Source organism: Photobacterium andalusiense, assembly GCF_900185625.1.
Taxonomy (GTDB): Bacteria; Pseudomonadota; Gammaproteobacteria; order Enterobacterales; family Vibrionaceae; genus Photobacterium; species Photobacterium aquimaris.
Map to the genome: position 1 here is coordinate 1 of NZ_FYAJ01000003.1, position 20,708 is coordinate 20,708.

The following is a 20,708-nucleotide window of genomic DNA, read 5'->3' on the forward strand; positions in this document are numbered from 1 at the left end:
AAGACCAACAGCAACAAGGTCAGCAAGGCAACAAAGACCAACAGCAACAAGGTCAGCAAGGCAACAAAGACCAACAGCAACAAGGTCAGCAAGGCAACAAAGACCAACAGCAACAAGGTCAGCAAGGTAACAAAGACCAACAGCAACAAGGTCAGCAAGGTAACAAAGACCAACAGCAACAAGGTCAGCAAGGCAACAAAGACCAACAGCAACAAGGTCAGCAAGGCAACAAAGACCAGCAGCAACAAGGTCAGCAAGGCAACAAAGACCAACAGCAACAAGGTCAGCAAAAATCAGGAAAAGAAGGAAAAGAAGGAAAAGAAGGAAAACAAAGTAAACAGCAACAACAGAAAAATCAGCAGCTGGGGCAACAAAGAAACCAACCACAATCAATGAGTGAAGCTGAGAAAAAACAGCAAGCGAAGGATAATGCACAGCAAGCATTAAGCCAGCAAGCGCAACAGCAAAAACAAGATCAGCAAGACGGTAACAAAGACGATAGCCAACCATCAGCAGTAACGATGCAGCAAGGCAAGCCAAATGGTGACCAGCAGCAAGTGCTTTCAGTTAGTAACCCTATATTGAAAAAACTAGAGCAAGTTCCAGACGATACGGCAGAGTTAATTCGCGCTCAATTAATGTTGCAAGCACAGCAAAGAGCTGAACAGCAGCAAAGTAATAAATCATGGTAATAGAGATAATGAGAATGTCAGTAAATCAAACAAATTGGGCTAAAAAGTGCCTCTCGCCATGGTTATTACTTCTAACCATGGTGGTAGCATTATTGCCACTACAAGCAATGGCTGCCCAAGCACAAGCGACGGTGTCTAAAAACGTTGTCGCCGTAAATCAAGTGTTTCAATTATCAGTATCTGTTGATACCTCTATCAATCCTGATAGTGTCGATTTTAGTGTATTGAGCCCTGATTTTGCATATGGTCAACCAAGTGTTAGCAGTTCGACATCATTAATTAACGGCACTATGTCACGTAATACTACCTGGACAATCGCTATTGCGGCTAAAAAGGTCGGTACTGCGACGATACCTGCTTTTAAAATTGGTAGTTCGCAAACAACACCAATTACGATTACGGTTCTCAAAGGTAGCCAAAAAAATAATGCCGCCAATACCGATCAATCTAATGTTCGTATGACGGCTGAAATTGATAAAAATACAGTCTATGTCGGCGAAAGTATTAATTATCGAGTTAAGATTTTTATTGGTGAGCAACTGTCTCAGGCTTCATTAAGTGCACCGTCTGGTGATGGGTTAGCGGTATCACAAGTCGGTCAAGATGCACAAAATAATATCGTCCAAAATGGTCGTCGTTATTTAGTGATCACTCGTAACTATCAACTTACGGCGCAAAAAGCAGGTAACATCGTTATTCATGGTCCAACGTTCAGTGGCAGTGCTGTTCGTGGAGCCAATGGCTTTAGCTCTGGTATTACAGTACCCGTAAATAAAAATGCGAGAGATATTAGCTTAACGATCAAACCTAAACCTGCAGATTACAAAGGGCTATGGTTGCCTACGCCTGATTTACAATTACAACAAACATGGCAACCTCAGGTTTCTAACCAAAATAAGATTACCACTAAAGTCGGTGAGCCAATAACACGTACTATTACTTTGCGCATTAAAGATGTTGCTCAAAGTAATATGCCAAATATCAACCTTACTTACCCAGATACTGTACGTATTTACAATGAAAAACCTGAATACCGTACTGAAAATGGCTACAGTGTGATGATATTAAAGCAAGTTATTATTCCTCGCCAAGCAGGTAATGTTGCCCTACCACCACTTTCAATTAATTGGTGGAATACCACTACCGCTAAACAGCAGCAAAGTGAAATAAAAGGCTTAACACTAAATGTAACGGCTGATCCAACTGCCAATAGTCAATTTTCACCACCAGCAGCGATGACACCACCAACCTCTGCTGCCACCCAGCCAATAAAAACGATGGCCTCTGCGGGTATATGGCCATGGACAACACTGGTGTTTGCTATTTTATGGCTAATCACACTGCTGTTATTGGTTAAAAAGCGCCAGCAACCAATGGTTACAACTGCAATCGCTACCACACAAAGTCCAGATATTACTGCTGCACTTGAAATAGCGATTAATGATAACGATCCAATTAAAGTACAAACGTATTATCAGCAATGGCGTCAACAGCAGTTCTCACAGCTTACGAGTCAACCACAGCTATTACAGCAACTTGATGATGAAGTTAAAGCGATGATGGCAAGCCATTATTCAACACTTGATAGTCAGTGGAATAATCAAACATTGTTGAAATTATTAACACAAGCCAAACAATTAAAGACGATAAAACATACGTCTAAAACATTGACTAGCTTAGATCCTCAATAACACCGCAACAGCTGATGAGGCTATAATAATAGTCTCATCAGCCCCACCATTATTAATCACTTATTCCGGCAAAAAACACCGCAATATTCACCCGTCACCTGTAAGCAAATGTAAACAAAGCTTACATTGGTTACTATTTCGAATAAAAATCCACTCTCAGCCAACTCACCGTTATCACTTACATCTTTATTCATATTTTTTATTTACGTGACACATCGCAATAAAAATGCTCATTTTGATATTTAAATGTGACCGTAACGTAATAATATTTGTTAAAAAATAGCAATAACTATGCTTATTAAAAGAATACTGGCTATTTGAAACAGATCCTGTTAAAAAATGTTTCTGTTACAAAATATAAAACTCTAAACACAACAATAAAAATGCAGGATCAACTATGAGTCAATCACAACCATTTCTTGCCAGAGTCGCTAATGGCAGCTTAGTTATACAAATATTAATAGGTATTGTGGCGGGTGTTGCTTTAGCTGTTATTTCTCCCTCTTCAGCACTAAATATTAGTTTTTTAGGTGGCTTATTTGTTGCCGCATTAAAAGCGGTTGCACCTATTTTGGTATTTATTTTGGTGGCATCATCGATTGCCAATCAAAAAAAAGGCACTCATACCAATATGAAGCCAATTATTTTCCTTTATTTATTAGGAACATTATTAGCAGCCTTTACCGCCGTAGCAATGAGCTTTCTTTTTCCTACCACTTTAACGCTCGTTACTAATACAACCTCAATTGCACCACCTGAAGGTATTGCTGAAGTTATTAATTCGTTGTTTTTTAAGATTGTTGATAATCCAATCAATGCTTTAATGACAGGTAACTTTATTGGTATTTTAGCATGGGCTATCGCACTTGGTTTTTCGTTACACCAAGCAAGCGACGCAACGAAGCAAGTTTTCCAAGATATGTCTGATGGCGTAACACTGATTGTACGCTTCATTATTCGTCTTGCACCCATTGGTATTTTTGGTCTTGTTGCTCATACCTTTGCTCAAACAGGCTTTACGGCATTATTAGGTTATGCACATTTATTAGCTGTATTACTTGGTTCAATGGCAATTATCGCATTAGTTGTTAACCCTATTATTGTATTTGCTAAAATCAAAGCTAACCCTTACCCACTGGTTTTCCGTTGTATACGTGAAAGTGGTATTACTGCCTTCTTTACCCGTAGTTCAGCTGCAAATATTCCAGTCAACATGCGCTTATGTAAAGATCTGAATCTACACGAAGATACTTACTCAGTTTCAATTCCTTTAGGAGCGACGATTAATATGGGTGGTGCGGCAATTACCATCACTATTTTAACCTTGGCTGCTGTGCATACATTAGGTATTGAAGTTGATCTTGCAACAGCAGTATTACTGAGTGTGGTTGCAGCCGTTTCTGCATGTGGTGCATCAGGTGTTGCCGGTGGCTCACTACTATTAATTCCATTAGCAGCAAGCTTATTCGGCATTCCAAATGAAGTTGCAATGCAAGTTGTTGCGGTAGGCTTTATTATTGGTGTTATTCAAGATTCTGCAGAAACAGCGCTTAACAGTTCAACGGATGTGGTATTTACTGCCGCAGCATGCCTTGCAGCAGAGCGTAAACAAGCAAAAGTACTCCTACAAAAATCATAAGTACATTGCTAACAATATAACAACACAACATAAAAATACGGCTATCAAATGATAGCCGCATTTCTTTATAACACGATGATAATTAATTACTATTGGTTGCTTTACGAATAACGTTATTAGAATGATTAATCAGACTGTTTACCGCTTTTTTCTTCTTCTTTGTTACTGCTCGCTTAACACTTTTCTCAGCATAAGTACCATTTTTAACTTCATTAATGGTTCTTTGAGTATTGTTATATTTATTCTGAGTACCATTAACAGTATTTTCAATATGAGAAAGCTGTTTATTAACTTGATGCAATTTTTTGAGTGCACTTTCAGCATGTACAACTGTCGAGGTTGTAAGTAATACAATTAACGGAATGAAGCAAAAAGTTCTTTGTCGCATTATTAATACCTCTAAATATAATATTCATTCTTATTATGCAAATATTACCTACCAAAGCATCGATTTCAGACTAAAATGTAATAATAAAAACCAAAAAGGCTATTATTATTGCATTTTAATACTTAATCTGGTCGTTATTTAAATAAATGAAGCAAATATCGAAATTTCAATATTGATGAAAAAATCTAATGACGATGATTGAATTATTTAGTTGGTAACTCTATGTCTGCGCCCGATAAAATCGTCTGATATAGACAAACGTTACCCCTAACGTCCTATCCTCAACATCGTTAAAAGAGGGCTTCGTCATGGCGACTATCACTGCGCATCATACTGGTTACACCATCGCAAAATCAGCCGTAACTAAAGCAAGCAAACAGCTTTCAGCCGCGGGTTATTTTACTGATATTTTCTGTATCGATCGTCGATTTAGATTAGTGATCACTAACGACAAACAATTGCCTTATGAATATGCTATTCATTTTATTCCCAGTGTCGATGGTGATAACACCCATCTTGAGGTCTTTATCAAAAACGACCAGCAGCGCTATTTTGTCGACGATTTTTCAGAGCCTGAACTCATCGCTGATATTATTAATCACTACCAACATTACAGTCGCAGCGAGTTTTAACATAACAACAATAAAACAATAGAGGTCATATGCTTGAACATTTAACCAGCATAATCACTGAGCTCTGTAGCATTATCATTGTCACCGCTATTTTTAGCAGTTTGTTTCTTTATACTCGCCAACCTATTATTCTTGCTTATATCTTTACTGGGATTGTTATTGGTCCATATGGGCTACAACTGGTGACTAATGCCACCAGCATTAGTCAAATGGGCCACCTTGGCGTTATTTTATTGCTGTTTATTCTCGGCTTAAATCTTCAACCTCAGCGACTATTACACCTCTTTAAACAAAGTGCAGTCATCACCCTTGTCAGTTGTTCACTATTTTTTATCAGTGGGTTTTTATTTGCGCTGTTAATCAACCTTAGCGTTAGTGATGGGTTAATTACTGCGGCAGCAATGATGTTTTCTAGCACCGTGATTGGACTAAAATTAATTCCAACCACAACCCTTCACCATTTACGCATGGGAGAAATAATGACCAGCATCTTACTGATGCAAGACATTATTGCTATCAGTGTATTACTGCTACTTAATATCGATACTCACCAGAGCCTCACGCTTAGTTTAAGCGTATTAATCATTAAATTACTCGCTATCATCATCAGCGCTTACTTTGCGGTTAAATACATTATGCTGCCGCTATTAAAACAGTTTGATGTTATTCAGGAATACAGTTTTATCGCAACATTAGCCTGGTGTTTTTTATGGGCTGTTTTAAGTGACAGTATTGGGCTATCTTATGAAACAGGGGCATTTATCGCTGGCATCACTCTTGCTGTCAGCCCGGTATCACAAGCAATTGCGGTTCATCTCAAACCCTTGCGCGAGTTTTTTCTGATCTTATTTTTCTTTGCTATCGGTGCCAAAATCAATCTATGGGACAGTGATATCTATACAGTTTTGGGGATTATTTTTGGTATCTGCTTAATTCGTATTAAAGCATGGGGATTTAAAATAGCCCTAATATTAGCCCATGAAAACCAGAGTAAAAGTGTTGAGTTACGGGCACGCTTAAGTCAAGCCAGCGAGTTTTCATTGCTGCTAGTGTATGCCGCTGTCACTCAAGGTTTATTGTCAGATCAAGGAAAAACCTTCATCGAAACCGTCACTATTACCACCTTTGTTATTTCAACCTATTGGATTGTACGTCGCTATCCAACCCCGATATCAATGGTGAATAATCTACGTAAAGATTAGCCCCAATGATTGCTCTCCTTGAGGTATAAAAAAACCTGCCACTGAATAAACAGTGGCAGGTGAACCGGAATACACACTCTATTATTATAATATTTTACTTACAGTTACATTGACCAAACATAGAATACTTGTGCTTTCATTCGAATAATAATGCCACGAATAACATCCAGAAAACCCAGAAAACTAATCGGTTTTTCAGCACTCACCCACGCAAGTCCAACCGAGCCTACAGGAATATCATAATCTTCGGTTTCATATAGTTTTAAGCGTACAAAGTGATGTTTATTGGCAATATTTGCGCCTGTTGTTTGGCGTACATTGGTTTCGCGGCCAATTAAGTTACCCTGTGACTCACCCGTTGCTTCAACAATACCTTCGACTTCAGCAGCAAATACTTTGCCAGGGTAGACAGCTGAGGCAAACTCCGCCATCTGCCCGGGTTTAACATTACGAATAGCTTGATGGTTAACCCGCATCAGCACATATTTTTCATCGGTATACATTTGGATCCGTGGCACAGAGCCGACAAACTGTCCTTCACGCATAATGAAGTTAGTGACAAATCCATCTGCTGGCGCATACACCTTAGTATTGTCTAAATCCCATTGTGCTTTAGCGACATTTTCTTTCGCAGTCACCACATCAACATCGCGACTATTCACGCTTAATTGTGCTTTTTCTATACTTAGTTGTGCTTTTTTAACGGCAATATGCGCCTTTTCAATTTGTGACTCCAACATCACTTGTTGAGATTTAGCCACTGCAACTGCGGTGCGCTGTTCATCTAACATACTTGCTGTGACAGTATGTTTTACAACATTATTTTGTTTCACATAACGAGCAAGCATCGCACTTTTTAACTGGTGATCAGCCTTTGCTGCCACTAATTGCTTGGTCGCGATATCAATATCTTTCACTGCTGCTGTTGCTGAGGCTTGTGCCATTTCAATATCTTGCTTTGCCATTTTGCGAGCAACTTTAGCAGCCTCAAGGCTTGCTTGAGCTTTGTTAAGTGCAATTTCATATGGCTCAGGCTCTAACTCATACACTAATTGGCCTTGAGTCACTTTGCTATTTGGCTCAACATAAATCGCTTTCACACGACCATTAATCGACGTCGATGCTGGTCGTAATTGCACATGGGGTGACTGCACTAACGAGCCACCAGATAAATCCATCGGTGCATAAGTAATTAATCCAAACCACACAAACACCAACCAACTACCACCGCCAATATACGCAAAAGATTGGGTAAATTTATTCCAAGGCATGCCCACTAAACGCAGTAAATAAATAAACAAAGCCCATACAGCTAAACCTTCTAACATGCTATTTCTCCTCAGTATTAGTCGGTTCAACAATAGGTGCAGGAATACGATCACCATGCCAAATATCACGCAGACGACGCAATGCTTGCTCACCATCAACAAACGCAATAATCACCGCTAATACCCATACCCAATGCCAAACAAAGCCTATCCACGTTAATGCGGTTATTAAGCCTATTTGATGATGCTCTTTAGTCGACGCTTTATGGATTGGTAATTCATGTATTTTCCAAAACCCTATTGCCACCGCAGCAACAGTGGCAATCAATACCACCCCAGCAAAGACACTTAATACCGTATCAACATTGGTACCAACAAAAGGCATACTCAATAAACTCATTTACATCTCCGATTCAAAAGCCATCACTCATGCAGTGATGAATACAGCCATTGTGGAGACAGATCACACTAACAACACAATTAGAGTCTGATTAAATTAAAAATAGCTACATTTTGATATAATCAATCCACAACTAGCCGTGTTCGATAATGAATACTCACTCAATATCGTTATCGCGATGAGGATACTAATGATAAATATTGCTTTTATTCGTACCGCTTACCTCAAACCATTAGAACTCGGCTTACAAAAGCACTATGGCATCCGTCTTACAGAGTTAGGTATTCCCGCCCAACTGCTCAAAGAGCCGACATCGTTAATTCCTTTTAATGATTATTTGCATTGGCTAGAACAGATTGAAGAATTAACCGGCGATCCCGCTTATATGATCAAACTGGCAGCCGATCTTAGCTTTGAAAATATTGGCGCACTTGGTAATTGGTATGTTAGTTGTCCAGATCTTGCATTAGCCTTTCGCCGCATTAACTATGGCATTTCGTGCTTACAAGGCGGAGCGTCTTATCATGGGGAGCAATCGGGGAAGATCGTCAAGTGGGTATATAACAACAGCTATGCACATGGTAATGGCGCTAGCTTTGATAGTCTCAAAGTCGCTATTTTATTCACGCAAGTTAGCCGTAATTATATGGGGGATGATTATGTGCCGATAAAAGTCGAGTTATATGGCCCTGAAATCACAGATCCTGCCATTCAACAGTTTTTTGGGTGTCCTATTACATGGCAAGCAGCGGCGACCAAGGTATGGCTTAATCTGTCGATATTAGAGCATGGTAATCAACGTCCATTACCAATAATCAAACCTATTTTAGTGTCAAATTTACAACTTGATGATTTGCTTAATATGCCACAGCCACAAGATATCGCTAAAGTTATGTTTGAAATCATTAACTATTCACGTTACTACGGCTATCCAACCCTTGATTTTGCAGCGGAAAAAGTTGGTTTATCGCGGCAACAATTACAACGCCAATTACATGATTATGGTTGGACATTCACCGGCACGACCAATTATATTTTATGCAATGTCGCCATAAAATATATGCTGTCAGGTACGAGTATTCCCGCTATAGCGACACTACTGGGTTACAGCAATGTTCAAAGTTTTAATAAAGCTTTTAAACGTAATCGTGGCTTAACTCCAACCCAATACCAACATCAGTTATTAGAGCGCAGCCTCAATTAAAAACATCATATAACCTAAATCAACATAAAAAAACGCTAAATAATATCGATTATTTAGCGTTTTCTTGTGACCACACTGTCACATTTATGCCATTGCATGAACTAATTTATTTGATGTCGATTGTTGAGGTTGGGGTTTTATTTCTGCATCAACAAAACGTTCTTTGATCGTCGACATCAATACAATCGGCCCCATCATGGTCACTTTAAGCGGTGTACCACTTAAACCAAATTGAAGATCTGAAGGATCTGATGTTGAGTAATTATAACGACAATCAAATTTATCACTCGCTATATGGAGTAAATCATAGTCTTTTCGATGACATGAAATATGTGCACACCAATACATAGCATCAATAATTTCATCTTGACGCATCGCACGGATCACAAACCGCCAGCTTCCTTCTTCACCATAAAAATCAACAGGAAACTGATTTTTTTTCTTTCTTCTTCTCAACAACAAGTCAAACCTTCCACAGCCCAGTTAATGCTTTAAGTTATCCCAAAATTCAATCATAGACCTTAAAAAAAGAGATACCAATAACAATTTGAATTATTTCAAACTCATCAATTACATAAATTATGCAGCTCTTATGAACAGTTTAAAATTAAAATATGATAAAAAATAAGGGATTAATAATAAAAAAGTGAGGGTTATGAATAAATCTATTCTCATTGAGATATATTTATTTACATTTTAGGGGTTGTGTTTGGAAAATCTCTGCCTATAATGCTGAAAACCGGAGCGTCTGCCAACGCTCCGGTTTTTTTGCGCCCGCTAAACAGCAAAAAAAGTTACCTGCCAGTAACGATTTTTACGAGGGCTGCATTCTATTAATTTGTAAGGAATACAAATCATGCGTATCGAACAAGATCTAAAGTTAGGCTTTAAAGATGTTTTATTTCGTCCAAAACGCTCAACATTGAAAAGTCGCTCTCAAGTTGATTTAACCCGTGATTTTACATTCAAACATAGTGGCCGTCAATGGTCAGGCGTGCCAATTATTGCTGCTAATATGGATTCAGTTGGTAGTTTTGATATGGCAATCGCGTTATCACAGCATAAAGTGATGACAGCTATTCATAAGCATTACACTGTTGAACAATGGGCAGAGTTCATTAGTGCTAACGATGCATCAGTATTAAACAACGTAATGGTATCAACCGGTACGTCTGAAGCTGACTTCCAAAAAACTAAAGATATCATGGCGCTTACCAACGACATTATCTTTATCTGTATTGATATTGCCAATGGGTACTCTGAGCACCTTGTTGAGTACGTTGAGCGTGTGCGCGCACAGTTCCCAGATAAAGTCATCAGTGCGGGTAACGTTGTTACTGGTGATATGGTTGAAGAGTTAATTCTTGCTGGCGCTGATATTGTTAAAGTCGGTATTGGCCCAGGTTCTGTATGTACTACCCGTGTTAAAACTGGCGTAGGTTACCCTCAGCTTTCAGCTATCATTGAATGTGCTGATGCTGCTCACGGCCTTGGTGGTCGTATTGTCGGTGACGGTGGTTGTGCATGTGCAGGTGATGTAGCAAAAGCGTTTGGCGGCGGTGCTGATTTCGTGATGCTTGGCGGTATGCTTGCAGGTCACACTGAAAGCAACGGTGAAGTTATCGAGCAAGACGGTAAGCAGTTCATGAAGTTCTACGGCATGTCGAGCCAGAGCGCGATGGACAAGCACTCAGGTGGCGTTGCAGCATACCGCGCCGCTGAAGGTAAAACGGTATTATTGCCTTACCGTGGTTCAGTTGAACACACTATTCAAGACATCATGGGCGGTGTACGTTCTACTTGTACTTATGTTGGTGCAGCGCAACTTAAAGAACTAACAAAACGCACAACATTCATCCGTGTACAAGAGCAAGAAAATAACGTTTACGGTAAAGAATAAGCTTACTCATCAATAGGCAATTTATTTCTTATTGAGCTCTAAAGCAATATTAAGCCAGAGTAAAGACACTGTTCTTACTCTGGCTTTTTTTATTCTTTTTCAATAACAACTGTTATTGATTATAGTGCAAGATCGCAAGGGCAATAGAGCAATCAAGTTAGCACGTTTTTGGGCACAGTTTTGAGCACAGTTTTGAGCACATTTGAGCTAGCTCATTTTTGGACAAAAACTGCTTAGATTATTTGCTCTATTTCGGTTAGCAGGTATTAGGAAAAGTAAGGGTGATACTCGGTATAACCTTTGATGATATTTCCATTATTTACTTATATAAGGTGGCTTGGGCTTGCCCAACACTTCGGATAGGTGTCGGCTACGCGACACATATCCTTATCTGTTATAGCGCATCTTCCGACGCACGCATTACTGACAATACTTTCGATAGTACGCTTGGAATACCCGTACCTTTTAAGTAACTAACACTCGTATTGCGACTTGTGGTTTCATCAAACAATTCGTGAAACGAGCTTTGTTTTTCAATGACAACAGCAGGCAATTGATAACCATCTTCGTTGAATTGGTCTGCCGTAATATCAATGATATAGCCATTGCACACCAACCATGCATGGGACTGGTTGAAATTTTCACCTAGCCCACTGCCACAGACATATTCACTGTCTAAGTTGTAGTACTGCAATAAATACAAGCCTAATAAATCTGTGGCATCTCCACAGCAACCATTTGGAAAGCCAGAAGAGTGATAAAAGCTAGTCATGCTATGAAAGTCTGATTTCTCAAAACTAGCCAAAATATCCCTAATTTGATGAATCTCTTTCTTCACTTCTTTATTCAAACCAAACTCCAATATTGACTTGCGCTATAACGCCAAAAACAGCGGCGCGTTTACGCGTCCGACTGATTTTTCTTGTTAGCTGGCGTAACACTGTAATACTGCAACACATCTTCATTTGGAAGATTTTTTAAACTTACTACTTCTTCTCTAATTTCCTTCAACTTCTCAATATCTTCAAGTATTCTTAAAAGAACGACAGCTATCTTATTTCTATTGCTTTCTTTTGATATCTCTTTGGTTTTTATAGATATTTTTAATTCTTCGTCACACTCTCTATAGCCATAGCCTTCACCCTGAAATCTGCCACTTTTAAAGTGTTTTTTGAAGAAATTGATCAGTTGAAGTGATGTTGAGAATCTTGAATCATACGAGACTAGTCGATCAAGGTCATGAAGATCATAATCATCATTAAACAAGTACATGCTATACAGAGACTCCTCCATGGGTATTATATTTATTAACTCTCCATCCTTATTCTTTTCTTTAGTAGATTTAGCAAGAACCTGTTCATAGAGTGATCTAACAGCCCCTTCAAAACTAAGAATTTTTGAGATGATTACCTTGTCTTTTGAGAACTTATCCCTATGAAGAATGTATGTACTGACGATATATGAGAATAGAATTTTAACATACGCATTTAATGAGCCGACAAATCTTTCCGAATCTATTTTTTCAAGCTCATCAATATTTAAAGCTTCAATCTCTCTCCGAATTTTATTATCAAATGACACTGAAATCTCAAGACAGATCTGATGAACCTTTTCAATTCCAGTATTATAAGTATTAAATGAGTCCAAATAATCTAACACTAAGTTATATTGTTCTTCTAATTCGTTGTATAGACTTGACTCTCTCTCATGTGAAATAGCTTCAAGGATAGGAGAAAGGTCAGCCTGATATATATAATTGTGGTGCACCTGAACGAAGGTTGAAGGTATGTAGTTAAGGCTTTCCTCTTTTTTCTTCAACACCTTTACAATTTGTCCATTTGACACATCGCGAATTAGGGTACCATCTTCTTTAAAGTTACCCTGTGCAATCCCTTCTTCTATGCTTTTATCAGATACTTTTAAAGCAGTTTTATTGTCACTCATATTTATCCAATTTTCCAAAATCCTGAATTTAGTTCAGATGCCAGCTTAGTCAGCTAACAGTATATTAATAAGCATTCTTACTTTTACGCAAAAATATACTTATAAAATACCGATATCATACTCGATATAATCGTTACATATTATGAACTTGCTAGCACTTTCTTACACCTACAGATTTGAAAGAGGATGTGAAAAGTAAGAAATGTATTTAATCAATCTTATTAAATACAAACTGAAATATTAAACTATTAATTATCAATAAGTTATAGATTTACCTCTGTTTTTAACAAGAAATATTTCTTATTAAAAACGGAACTAAAGCGATAAAATCACCACGTTTCATTATAACTGTTCATATATACAGAAAATAAAACTAATCCAAAATCACGTTAATAAAATATGAATGAGTATTTGATCTAACACGTTTTGGGGTAAAAATTAGTTAGAAAGAACATAGGACAGCCATAATTTCCCTTTAAGTATTTAATGGCTGATTATGAGGGCGATAGGGAATCGACTCTCCGCGCGTTGTAGAGTTATTGAGTTCACTGGCTTCTTTAAGGCTCAATTACGCGTTAAGTAGATCACGGATAGTTTCGTACCTCACCTTCCGAGATGACGGATATTGGGAAAAGTGAGTGCCAAGCCCACCCCCGTCATTCCCTACAGTGAATGCCCGCAAGAGCGATAGGGAATCTACTATTCACGCGTTGTAGAGTTATTGAGTTCACTGGCTTCTTTAAGGCTCAATCACGCGTTGAGTAGATCACGGATAGTTTCGTACCTCACCTTCCGAGATGACGGATATTGGGAAAAGTGAGTGCCAAGCCCACCCCCGTCATTCCCTACAGTGAATGCCCGCGAGGGCGATAGGGAATCTACTCTCCGCGCGTTGTAGAGTTATTGAGTTCACTAGCTTCTTTAAGGCTCGATCACGCGTTGAGTAGATCACGGATAGCCTCGTACCTCACCTTTCGAGATAACGGATATTGGGAAAAGTGAGTGCCAAGCCCAACCCCGTCATTCCCTACAGTGAATGCCCGCGAGGGCGATAGGGAATCTACTCTCCGCGCGTTGTAGAGTTATTGAATTCACTGGCTTCTTTTAGGCTCAATCACGCGTTGAGTAGATCACAGATAGTTTCGTACCTCACCTTTCGAGATGACGGATATTGGGAAAAGTAAGTGCCAAGCCCAACCCGTCATTCCCTACAGTGAATGCCCGCGAGGGCGATAGGGAATCTACTCTCCGCGCGTTGTAGAGTTATTGAGTTCACTGGCTTCTTTTAGGCTCAATTACGCGTTAAGTAGATCACGGACACAGGAAGTGTGACAACGTCACCAATACTTCAACAGGATTTAAATCACCACGTATTATGCATAATAGATATTTTTATCTGCATCTATTTGGTCATCTTTAAAAAATCGACCACGATAGGATGACCATAAAATAATAACTTACAGTAACCAGCAACAACCTTCAAAGCGATAAAAAGCCAGAGTAAGATACAGCCTCACTCTGGCATGAGATTACTCACTATCAAACATCGTTTCATCATCAGGAATTGATTGAATATGCCCACAAATACAAATAATCGTATGGTCACCTTCAAGATACTCTGACTCACCGCAGACCTCACATACATAAATTGGTTTGATTTCTGACATAGGCGGCCTCCTTTGTGTCCCTCTATTTTCAGCAAAACATACCAATCAACAATATATACTTATTCAGCCCGTTACTTATCTCTATATTTATCGGTATGACATACATAATAATTACAATGATATTAATGCGTTAGTCACATAATTAGTAAAAAAACATTTGCGCCATGCGATAAAATCATACCAATGCTGAGTAAAATATTCAGTTTACAAATCGGCACTAAACCATTAATCAAGCGGTTAACCTAGAACAAAATACGACCAAATCTAAGGTATTAACTATTAGACAATTTATCAATTATGCCTGTTCTACACTCTGAAGAGATCGAATTTGGAGGGTAAGATTATGGATGCTATCGATCCGGTATTGCTCACTTTATTGCCGCAGGATATTAAAAACCTGTTTTTTCCTTATGCTAGTGTGCAGTTGTGGGCACTATTACTTAACTTATTATTAGGTTTTGGATTAGCATCTATTATTGGGATCCATTTTCGACATTACTCTTCTGCTTTTTGTAACCGCCAAGACTTCTCGCGTTTATTTCCGTTGTTAATGCTAACCGTTATTTTAATTATTACCGTTGTTAAAGCATCACTGGCTTTAGCTTTAGGGCTTGTCGGCGCACTGTCTATTGTGCGTTTTCGAACCCCAATTAAAGAGCCTGAAGAGTTAATTTACCTGTTTTTAAACATTGGTATTGCGGTGGCTTTAGGTGCAGGACAAACATTAGCAGCCCTATTAGCCTGCGCCGTCACCTTAGTGTTAGTAACATGGGCTAAACGTCACAATATCGACGTTGCCCAAGAACAAGGACTATTTTTATCGATAAACGATCATAGCGAAGATGAAATCACGGTATCAGTAAATGAGCTAAAACACTTGCTTGCCAGCCATAGTGAGCGCTTAGAACTAAGACGTTTTGATTGTGATAAACATAGCTTTAGTGCGACGTTTTTTATTACCGCCACAGAAGTAGAACAACTAGACCACTGCCTCGCATTATTAAAGCAACGCTTTCCTACGATTAGGATCTCATTGCTTGAACAACATAATATTGCTGGAGTATAGCGGTGAAGCTTACACCTAATAAACACGGATTAACCGTTACCGAACGGATTGTAATTACTGTTGTTAGTATTATGATCCTTGTACTCGCATTGCCCTCTATTAGCTATTTTAAAACCCAATTAATCCACTCCGGTTATGTTGCTCTTTCGAGTACACCAACGACTAAAATCCACCAGCTGACAACGGATATATTGCATGCTCCGATGCGTTGGTTGTATGCCAATCATCAGTTACCCGTGATCATGGTTGATATTGATTATCCTGAATGGAAAAAACTGGCCGATAACCGTCAGCAAGCGATTGAGCAAGGTGCTATCCCTGCCATAAGAGCGCAAGTACCCGCTAAAATAGCCTTTAATAATAAGCGCTTTAATGCCGATGTTCGCTTACAAGGTGATCTGCTTGATCATATTAGTAGTCATCAGCGGTGGTCGCTAAAAGTTGATCTAAAAAAACAACATGCCATCTTAGACTCACAACGTTTTGCGCTTATTAGTCCGCATGTGCGAGTACATCAAGGGCCAGTACTTTTTGCACAAACGCTACGCTTAGCCAAGTTTAATATTATTTCTCCGCAATACACCCCAGTTAAGGTGATCGTTAATGGCGATGATTGGGGAGTGATGTACCACGAGCAAGGATTTGGCCAAGATTTACTCGCGACCCATAACAGAACTGAAGGGATGATCTTACGCCTCGATCTTAATTCACAACAGATTGAAAATAATCATGTAAATCGCCAATTAACACCTCGAGTTATCCAACAAAAACGCATCAGCCGTAAATTGGAGCTTAATTATCAACGTCAATTAGCATTAACTCTACTGAGTGATTTTATTAACGGTGATCGCAGTGCCAGTGATGTTTTTGACAGCCAGTTGTTAGGTCAATATCTGGCAACAGTTGATGTTTGGGGCGCATGGCATGCACTGACATGGAATAATTGGCGTTGGTATTATAATCCACATACAGCAAAACTAGAGCCGATTCAAAGTGATGTTGCAATATCACCGAGTCGCCATCAATTGTTAATCCGCCCACCCAGTGAAACATTACTAATCAGCAAAACAATGCGTGCTGACCCTGACGTTGAGCGCCATTATCAAGCGGCATTATCAACCTTAGCTGGCTTAATCACATCCGGTGACTTACAACAACATTTAAATACTATTCAGCACGCTCAACGGGCGATGTTAGATGGCAGTGCCCCACTGACACCATGGTTTGATATCTCACTGTTAACCACTCAGATCACTTGCTTACAGCAGCAATACCGCAGCCATGATTGCGACTCAATAAAGCCACTCGCGGCTGAATATCATCTTAATATGACCGCGATGCGAGCGACACCGTTATGGGAGTTAGCAAGCTTTTATAACCATCAACAGCAGTTAACCATTACTAATCCAACTCAAGCATCGTTATATGTGCAGCGGTTGGTCGGTTTTAATTCAGCGAATCAACCTATTGCCATAGAAGAAGCCAATAGTCAGTTACCTTTAGAACTGCAGCCAGAGCAAACACTTACTCTCAAACTTTCCCACAGCATTGATTCGGTTGAAGTTAGCACCGCGACACCTACGGCAACCTTAGCCAAAGTGCGCTTAATTCCGCATCAATTGCAAGATCCTTTTCTGCCACGGCCTTTAAACCAGCCCAATCTAAGTGACTACCCGTTTATTGAAGTTGGTGATGATTATTGGAAAATCCCTGCTGGTCGGTGGCATATAAAACACAGATTACGCACTCCAGCCAACTGGCAACTGATGATTGATGCCGGCACGGAGTTAGTGTTTGAGCCACAAGCTGGGATCATGGTCTTTGGACAGCTGACCATTAACGGAACCGCAGCATCACCAGTTGAATTAAGTGCGAGCAATCATCAACCTTGGGCAGGAGTCGTGGTTTTTTCAACGCCAACGGCAATACCGAGCGTAGTAAAGCATGTCAATATTGCTGATGTTGGTAGCCCAAAACAAGGGCTTTGGCGTCCACGCGGAGCAATCAGTTTTATTAATACTAAGGTTGAGATCAACCAGGCGCAAATACACCATAACCACACCGAAGATGCGTTAAATATTGTTAATAGTGAAATTAATATTAACCACTTAACCTTGAGTCACATTCTATCTGATGGCTTTGATTGCGATTTCTGCCGTGGCAGCATTAGTAATAGCCGCTTTGATCATATCGGCGCTCGCTCTGGTGGGGATGGGATTGATGTCAGTGGCTCAATATTAACGTTAACTCAGCTTGAGTTTAGCCATATTCGCGATAAAGCCATTTCAGTGGGAGAACAGAGCCAGATCACGGCAACAGATATTGCGATTAGTGATGCGAATATTGGCTTAGTCGCTAAAGATGGCTCCCAGATCGACGCCTTCAATATCCGTGGCCGCAATATTCACTATTATGGCTTAATGAGTTACCGCAAAAAGAACCTCTTTGACGGTGCAACTGTCACGGTTAATAACTGGCAATGTACTGATTGCCAACATAAAGTCATGGCAGCAACAGGTAATAGTTTAGTCATTGATGGTCAAGCGGTTACGCCACAAAAACTCAATGTCAGCCAGCTTTACAACACCATTATGAAACCGGATAAACCGCAATGAATTCACGTTTTGAAGTTAAAATACCAATTCCATTAAATCGCTTACAACTGCTAGAGAATTGGTTAACCTTGCATCCGTTGCTGTTTCATCGTCATTATGAAACACGTTATATTAATAGCTTATACCTTGATAATCCGTTTTTAGATCGTTACCAAGAAAACTTAAGTGGCATCAGCGAACGTAAGAAAACCCGCCTGCGTTGGTACCATCAACTCGCTCGCCCTACCAATGCCATGCTTGAACATAAATACCGCCGTGGTGGTAAAGGCTGGAAAATACAGCACCCGGTTAGCTTTGATTGGCAACCAGATAACCCTTGCTGGTCGCACGTATTACAGCAATACTTTGTTACCCTTCCTGCTGATATTCAAGCCACTATCGGTAACGAGCAAAGTCCAATTGTGATCATTCGTTATCAGCGCGATTATTATATTTCAGCGGATGGTAAATTAAGGCTAACGTTTGATCGTAATATGGAATGTTATGACCAACGCTATTTTGATGGTGCCAATTTTAGCCATGGTACTCGCTTAGGCGAATATGTGCTACTTGAAATAAAAACCGCTGCCGACAACGAACAGGCATTATCACGTTTAGTTGGATCATGCCCACTACGCCCTTCACGTCATTCAAAATACGTGAATGCTATTCGACAGCTAATTTGGTTATAAATCAGTTAATCTTACTCGTAAGACTATGATTTAGGCTAATTCAAGCTTTAACACTCCGCTTTTAGCGCGTGAAACACAAGGGGTCATATAGGTTTGTCGCTCTCGTGCTGATAACACCGTATCTCGATGATCAACATCACCGCTATATTTTACCTTACAGCGACCACAAGTGCCGGTTTCACAAGCTGAATCAAGACGTAATCCATGTGCTCTTATGGCATCAAGTAATGACTGTTTGGCACTAACGCTAAATTCAACCTCCGTTCCAGCCTGCGAAACGATAGCAGTAAATGCATTATCATCAGCATGTTCAGCGGGACTAAAGTTTTCAAAATGAACATTATTGTCATGCCAATGGCTGGCATTATCACGCACTAACTGCACGAAAGCTGGACTACCACAGCTATAAACATGTGAACCGCGCTGATGAGTATTTAGCAGTTGCGCTAAATCAAGTCGCTGGGCCGACGTATAAAGGTGAATATTAGCGGCATACGCTGATAGCTCATGCTTAAACGGGTAATCATCGATGTTATCAACACAATAATGCAATTCAAACTGTTCTTGATGCGCTATTGCTTCATCGATCATCGAAAGAAACGGCGTGATCCCAATCCCTGCTGCAACAAAGAGATGATGTTTATCACGTGCCATTTCAAAGAAATTAGTCGGTTCATACACCGATAATACTTCACCTACTTTTAGTTGCTGGTGCATATATTGTGAGCCACCTTGGCTATCTCGCGCTTGCTGCACTGCAATTTGATATACCCCTTCAACAGTAGAATCACACAATGAATAACTGCGTTTTAACCCATTGGGTAATTTAAGGGTGATGTGCGCGCCAGCACTGAATGGAGGCAAAGCACCAAGATCAGTACGACTTAAATAAAAGCGTTTAATGGTGGCAGATTCTTCGACTATTTTAACTACTCGCATTTCAAGTTTAATTAAACTTTCAAGCCGCGAGTGCCAGTCTTCAACCTCGTTAGTTTCAAGACGATGTTGAAATACGCCTTTTACTTCAGCACCTAATTCAGGCAATGCCGCCAGTTCAGTAGTAGCGGCTAAATTATCAGTTTCAACATATAAATAATGCTGCACATTGGCAATTGTCCACTGTGGATAAGGACGTTCAATGACGCGTATTTGATCGTTTACGCTAATTTGACCTTCTTGCAATACACGATAAAACCAACCTGTTTTATTATTATTCTGTGAATAACGCGAAATAGTCGGCTCATTAAAACGGTGATTAAGCTTAAAACAAGGCTGTCTTGGCTGCGCAACTTCTAACACCACTGTACCTACAGCAATTTTATCGCCAATACAGATATTATGTTCATTCATACCAGCAACAACTAGGTTTTCGCCATAGCCACCACTAACAAATAAAGACGCAGACTCAGGAAACGTGTGCTGCAGCTCGGCATAATAATCATAATCAAATTGCAGCACTGCGCGCTCAACACCACCATGAAAGGATTCTGCTTGCTCATCCCCCTCTAATCCCAATAAGGTAACGCTAACCGTATTCGCCGGTGTTTTTTCAATGGCCGTTCTAAAAAAGTAAGCTTGACTACTTACACGACCATAACGCAATTGTTCAATGGTTGAGTATGGCAGCATAATGATTTCCTTTTGGGCGATAAATAATTCTTGCGCCCATAAAAAAGGTCGCTCGGCCTATTATATAAGCTACATGCGACCTTATGTATTTAGTTATTAG

General features: G+C 39.7%; 17 protein-coding genes and 1 pseudogene. 10 read left to right on the plus strand and 8 right to left on the minus strand.

Annotation, left to right across the window (positions count from 1 at the left end; genetic code table 11):
* The 3 genes and pseudogenes from PAND9192_RS20675 to sstT all read left to right on the plus strand — a co-directional run.
* Positions 1-692, plus strand: a pseudogene (locus PAND9192_RS20675) (hypothetical protein); the annotation flags it as partial.
* 14 nt (positions 693-706) lie between these two features.
* Positions 707-2,383, plus strand: a complete 1,677-nt coding sequence (locus PAND9192_RS09160; RefSeq protein WP_087853556.1) for a BatD family protein — start codon at positions 707-709, stop codon at positions 2,381-2,383.
* Between the two features lie 397 nt (positions 2,384-2,780).
* Complete coding sequence (gene sstT / locus PAND9192_RS09165; protein ID WP_060996700.1) at positions 2,781-4,022, plus strand: serine/threonine transporter SstT; 1,242 nt, start codon at positions 2,781-2,783, stop codon at positions 4,020-4,022.
* Between the two features lie 82 nt (positions 4,023-4,104).
* On the opposite strand, the gene PAND9192_RS09170 is transcribed toward sstT, so the two are convergent.
* Positions 4,105-4,410, minus strand: a complete 306-nt coding sequence (locus tag PAND9192_RS09170) for a hypothetical protein (protein ID WP_087853557.1) — start codon at positions 4,408-4,410, stop codon at positions 4,105-4,107.
* Between the two features lie 308 nt (positions 4,411-4,718).
* Between PAND9192_RS09170 and PAND9192_RS09175 the strand changes: the two genes are divergently transcribed.
* Complete coding sequence (locus PAND9192_RS09175) at positions 4,719-5,042, plus strand: hypothetical protein (protein WP_060996702.1); 324 nt, start codon at positions 4,719-4,721, stop codon at positions 5,040-5,042.
* Between the two features lie 29 nt (positions 5,043-5,071).
* On the plus strand, positions 5,072-6,244 hold the full coding sequence (locus PAND9192_RS09180; RefSeq protein WP_087853558.1) for a cation:proton antiporter domain-containing protein: 1,173 nt from the start codon (positions 5,072-5,074) through the stop codon (positions 6,242-6,244).
* Positions 6,245-6,348: 104 nt separating this feature from the next.
* On the opposite strand, the gene PAND9192_RS09185 is transcribed toward PAND9192_RS09180, so the two are convergent.
* Positions 6,349-7,572: an HlyD family secretion protein gene (locus tag PAND9192_RS09185; RefSeq protein WP_087853559.1), complete on the minus strand. Its 1,224-nt coding sequence runs from the start codon at positions 7,570-7,572 to the stop codon at positions 6,349-6,351.
* A gap of 1 nt (position 7,573) precedes the next feature.
* A complete protein-coding gene (locus PAND9192_RS09190) occupies positions 7,574-7,912 on the minus strand; it encodes a hypothetical protein (protein ID WP_060996705.1) in 339 nt (112 codons plus the stop codon).
* 190 nt (positions 7,913-8,102) lie between these two features.
* On the opposite strand from PAND9192_RS09190, the gene PAND9192_RS09195 reads away from it, so the two are divergent.
* A complete protein-coding gene (locus tag PAND9192_RS09195) occupies positions 8,103-9,116 on the plus strand; it encodes an AraC family transcriptional regulator (RefSeq protein ID WP_087853560.1) in 1,014 nt (337 codons plus the stop codon).
* An 84-nt stretch (positions 9,117-9,200) separates the two neighbouring features.
* On the opposite strand, the gene PAND9192_RS09200 is transcribed toward PAND9192_RS09195, so the two are convergent.
* Positions 9,201-9,575 (minus strand): hypothetical protein, encoded by a 375-nt coding sequence (locus PAND9192_RS09200; RefSeq protein WP_234999048.1) that lies wholly within the window; start codon positions 9,573-9,575, stop codon positions 9,201-9,203.
* Positions 9,576-9,972: 397 nt separating this feature from the next.
* Between PAND9192_RS09200 and PAND9192_RS09205 the strand changes: the two genes are divergently transcribed.
* Complete coding sequence (locus PAND9192_RS09205) at positions 9,973-11,016, plus strand: GMP reductase (RefSeq protein ID WP_087853561.1); 1,044 nt, start codon at positions 9,973-9,975, stop codon at positions 11,014-11,016.
* Positions 11,017-11,410: 394 nt separating this feature from the next.
* Here the strand turns inward: PAND9192_RS09205 and PAND9192_RS09210 are convergent, their stop codons facing one another.
* The 3 genes from PAND9192_RS09210 to PAND9192_RS20680 form a co-directional block, all read right to left on the minus strand.
* On the minus strand, positions 11,411-11,788 hold the full coding sequence (locus PAND9192_RS09210) for a hypothetical protein (RefSeq protein ID WP_234999049.1): 378 nt from the start codon (positions 11,786-11,788) through the stop codon (positions 11,411-11,413).
* A 128-nt stretch (positions 11,789-11,916) separates the two neighbouring features.
* Entirely contained in the window at positions 11,917-12,960 is a 1,044-nt protein-coding gene (locus PAND9192_RS09215; RefSeq protein WP_087853563.1) for a hypothetical protein, read from the minus strand.
* 1,529 nt (positions 12,961-14,489) lie between these two features.
* A complete protein-coding gene (locus tag PAND9192_RS20680) occupies positions 14,490-14,627 on the minus strand; it encodes a hypothetical protein (RefSeq protein ID WP_159458229.1) in 138 nt (45 codons plus the stop codon).
* A gap of 328 nt (positions 14,628-14,955) precedes the next feature.
* Here PAND9192_RS20680 and PAND9192_RS09220 point away from each other — a divergent pair, with 328 nt between their 5' ends.
* Genes PAND9192_RS09220 through PAND9192_RS09230 form a run of 3 tightly spaced genes read left to right on the plus strand, consistent with a single transcriptional unit; the run spans position 14,956 to position 18,979 of the window.
* Positions 14,956-15,693 (plus strand): DUF4956 domain-containing protein, encoded by a 738-nt coding sequence (locus PAND9192_RS09220; protein WP_234999051.1) that lies wholly within the window; start codon positions 14,956-14,958, stop codon positions 15,691-15,693.
* Between the two features lie 2 nt (positions 15,694-15,695).
* Positions 15,696-18,308 (plus strand): CotH family protein, encoded by a 2,613-nt coding sequence (locus tag PAND9192_RS09225; RefSeq protein WP_087853565.1) that lies wholly within the window; start codon positions 15,696-15,698, stop codon positions 18,306-18,308.
* Positions 18,305-18,979 (plus strand): polyphosphate polymerase domain-containing protein, encoded by a 675-nt coding sequence (locus PAND9192_RS09230; RefSeq protein ID WP_087853566.1) that lies wholly within the window; start codon positions 18,305-18,307, stop codon positions 18,977-18,979. The genes PAND9192_RS09225 and PAND9192_RS09230 overlap by 4 nt, the downstream gene beginning before the upstream one ends.
* A 30-nt stretch (positions 18,980-19,009) precedes the next feature.
* Here the strand turns inward: PAND9192_RS09230 and PAND9192_RS09235 are convergent, their stop codons facing one another.
* Entirely contained in the window at positions 19,010-20,608 is a 1,599-nt protein-coding gene (locus tag PAND9192_RS09235) for an MOSC domain-containing protein (RefSeq protein WP_087853567.1), read from the minus strand.
* Positions 20,609-20,708: the final 100 nt, after the last annotated feature.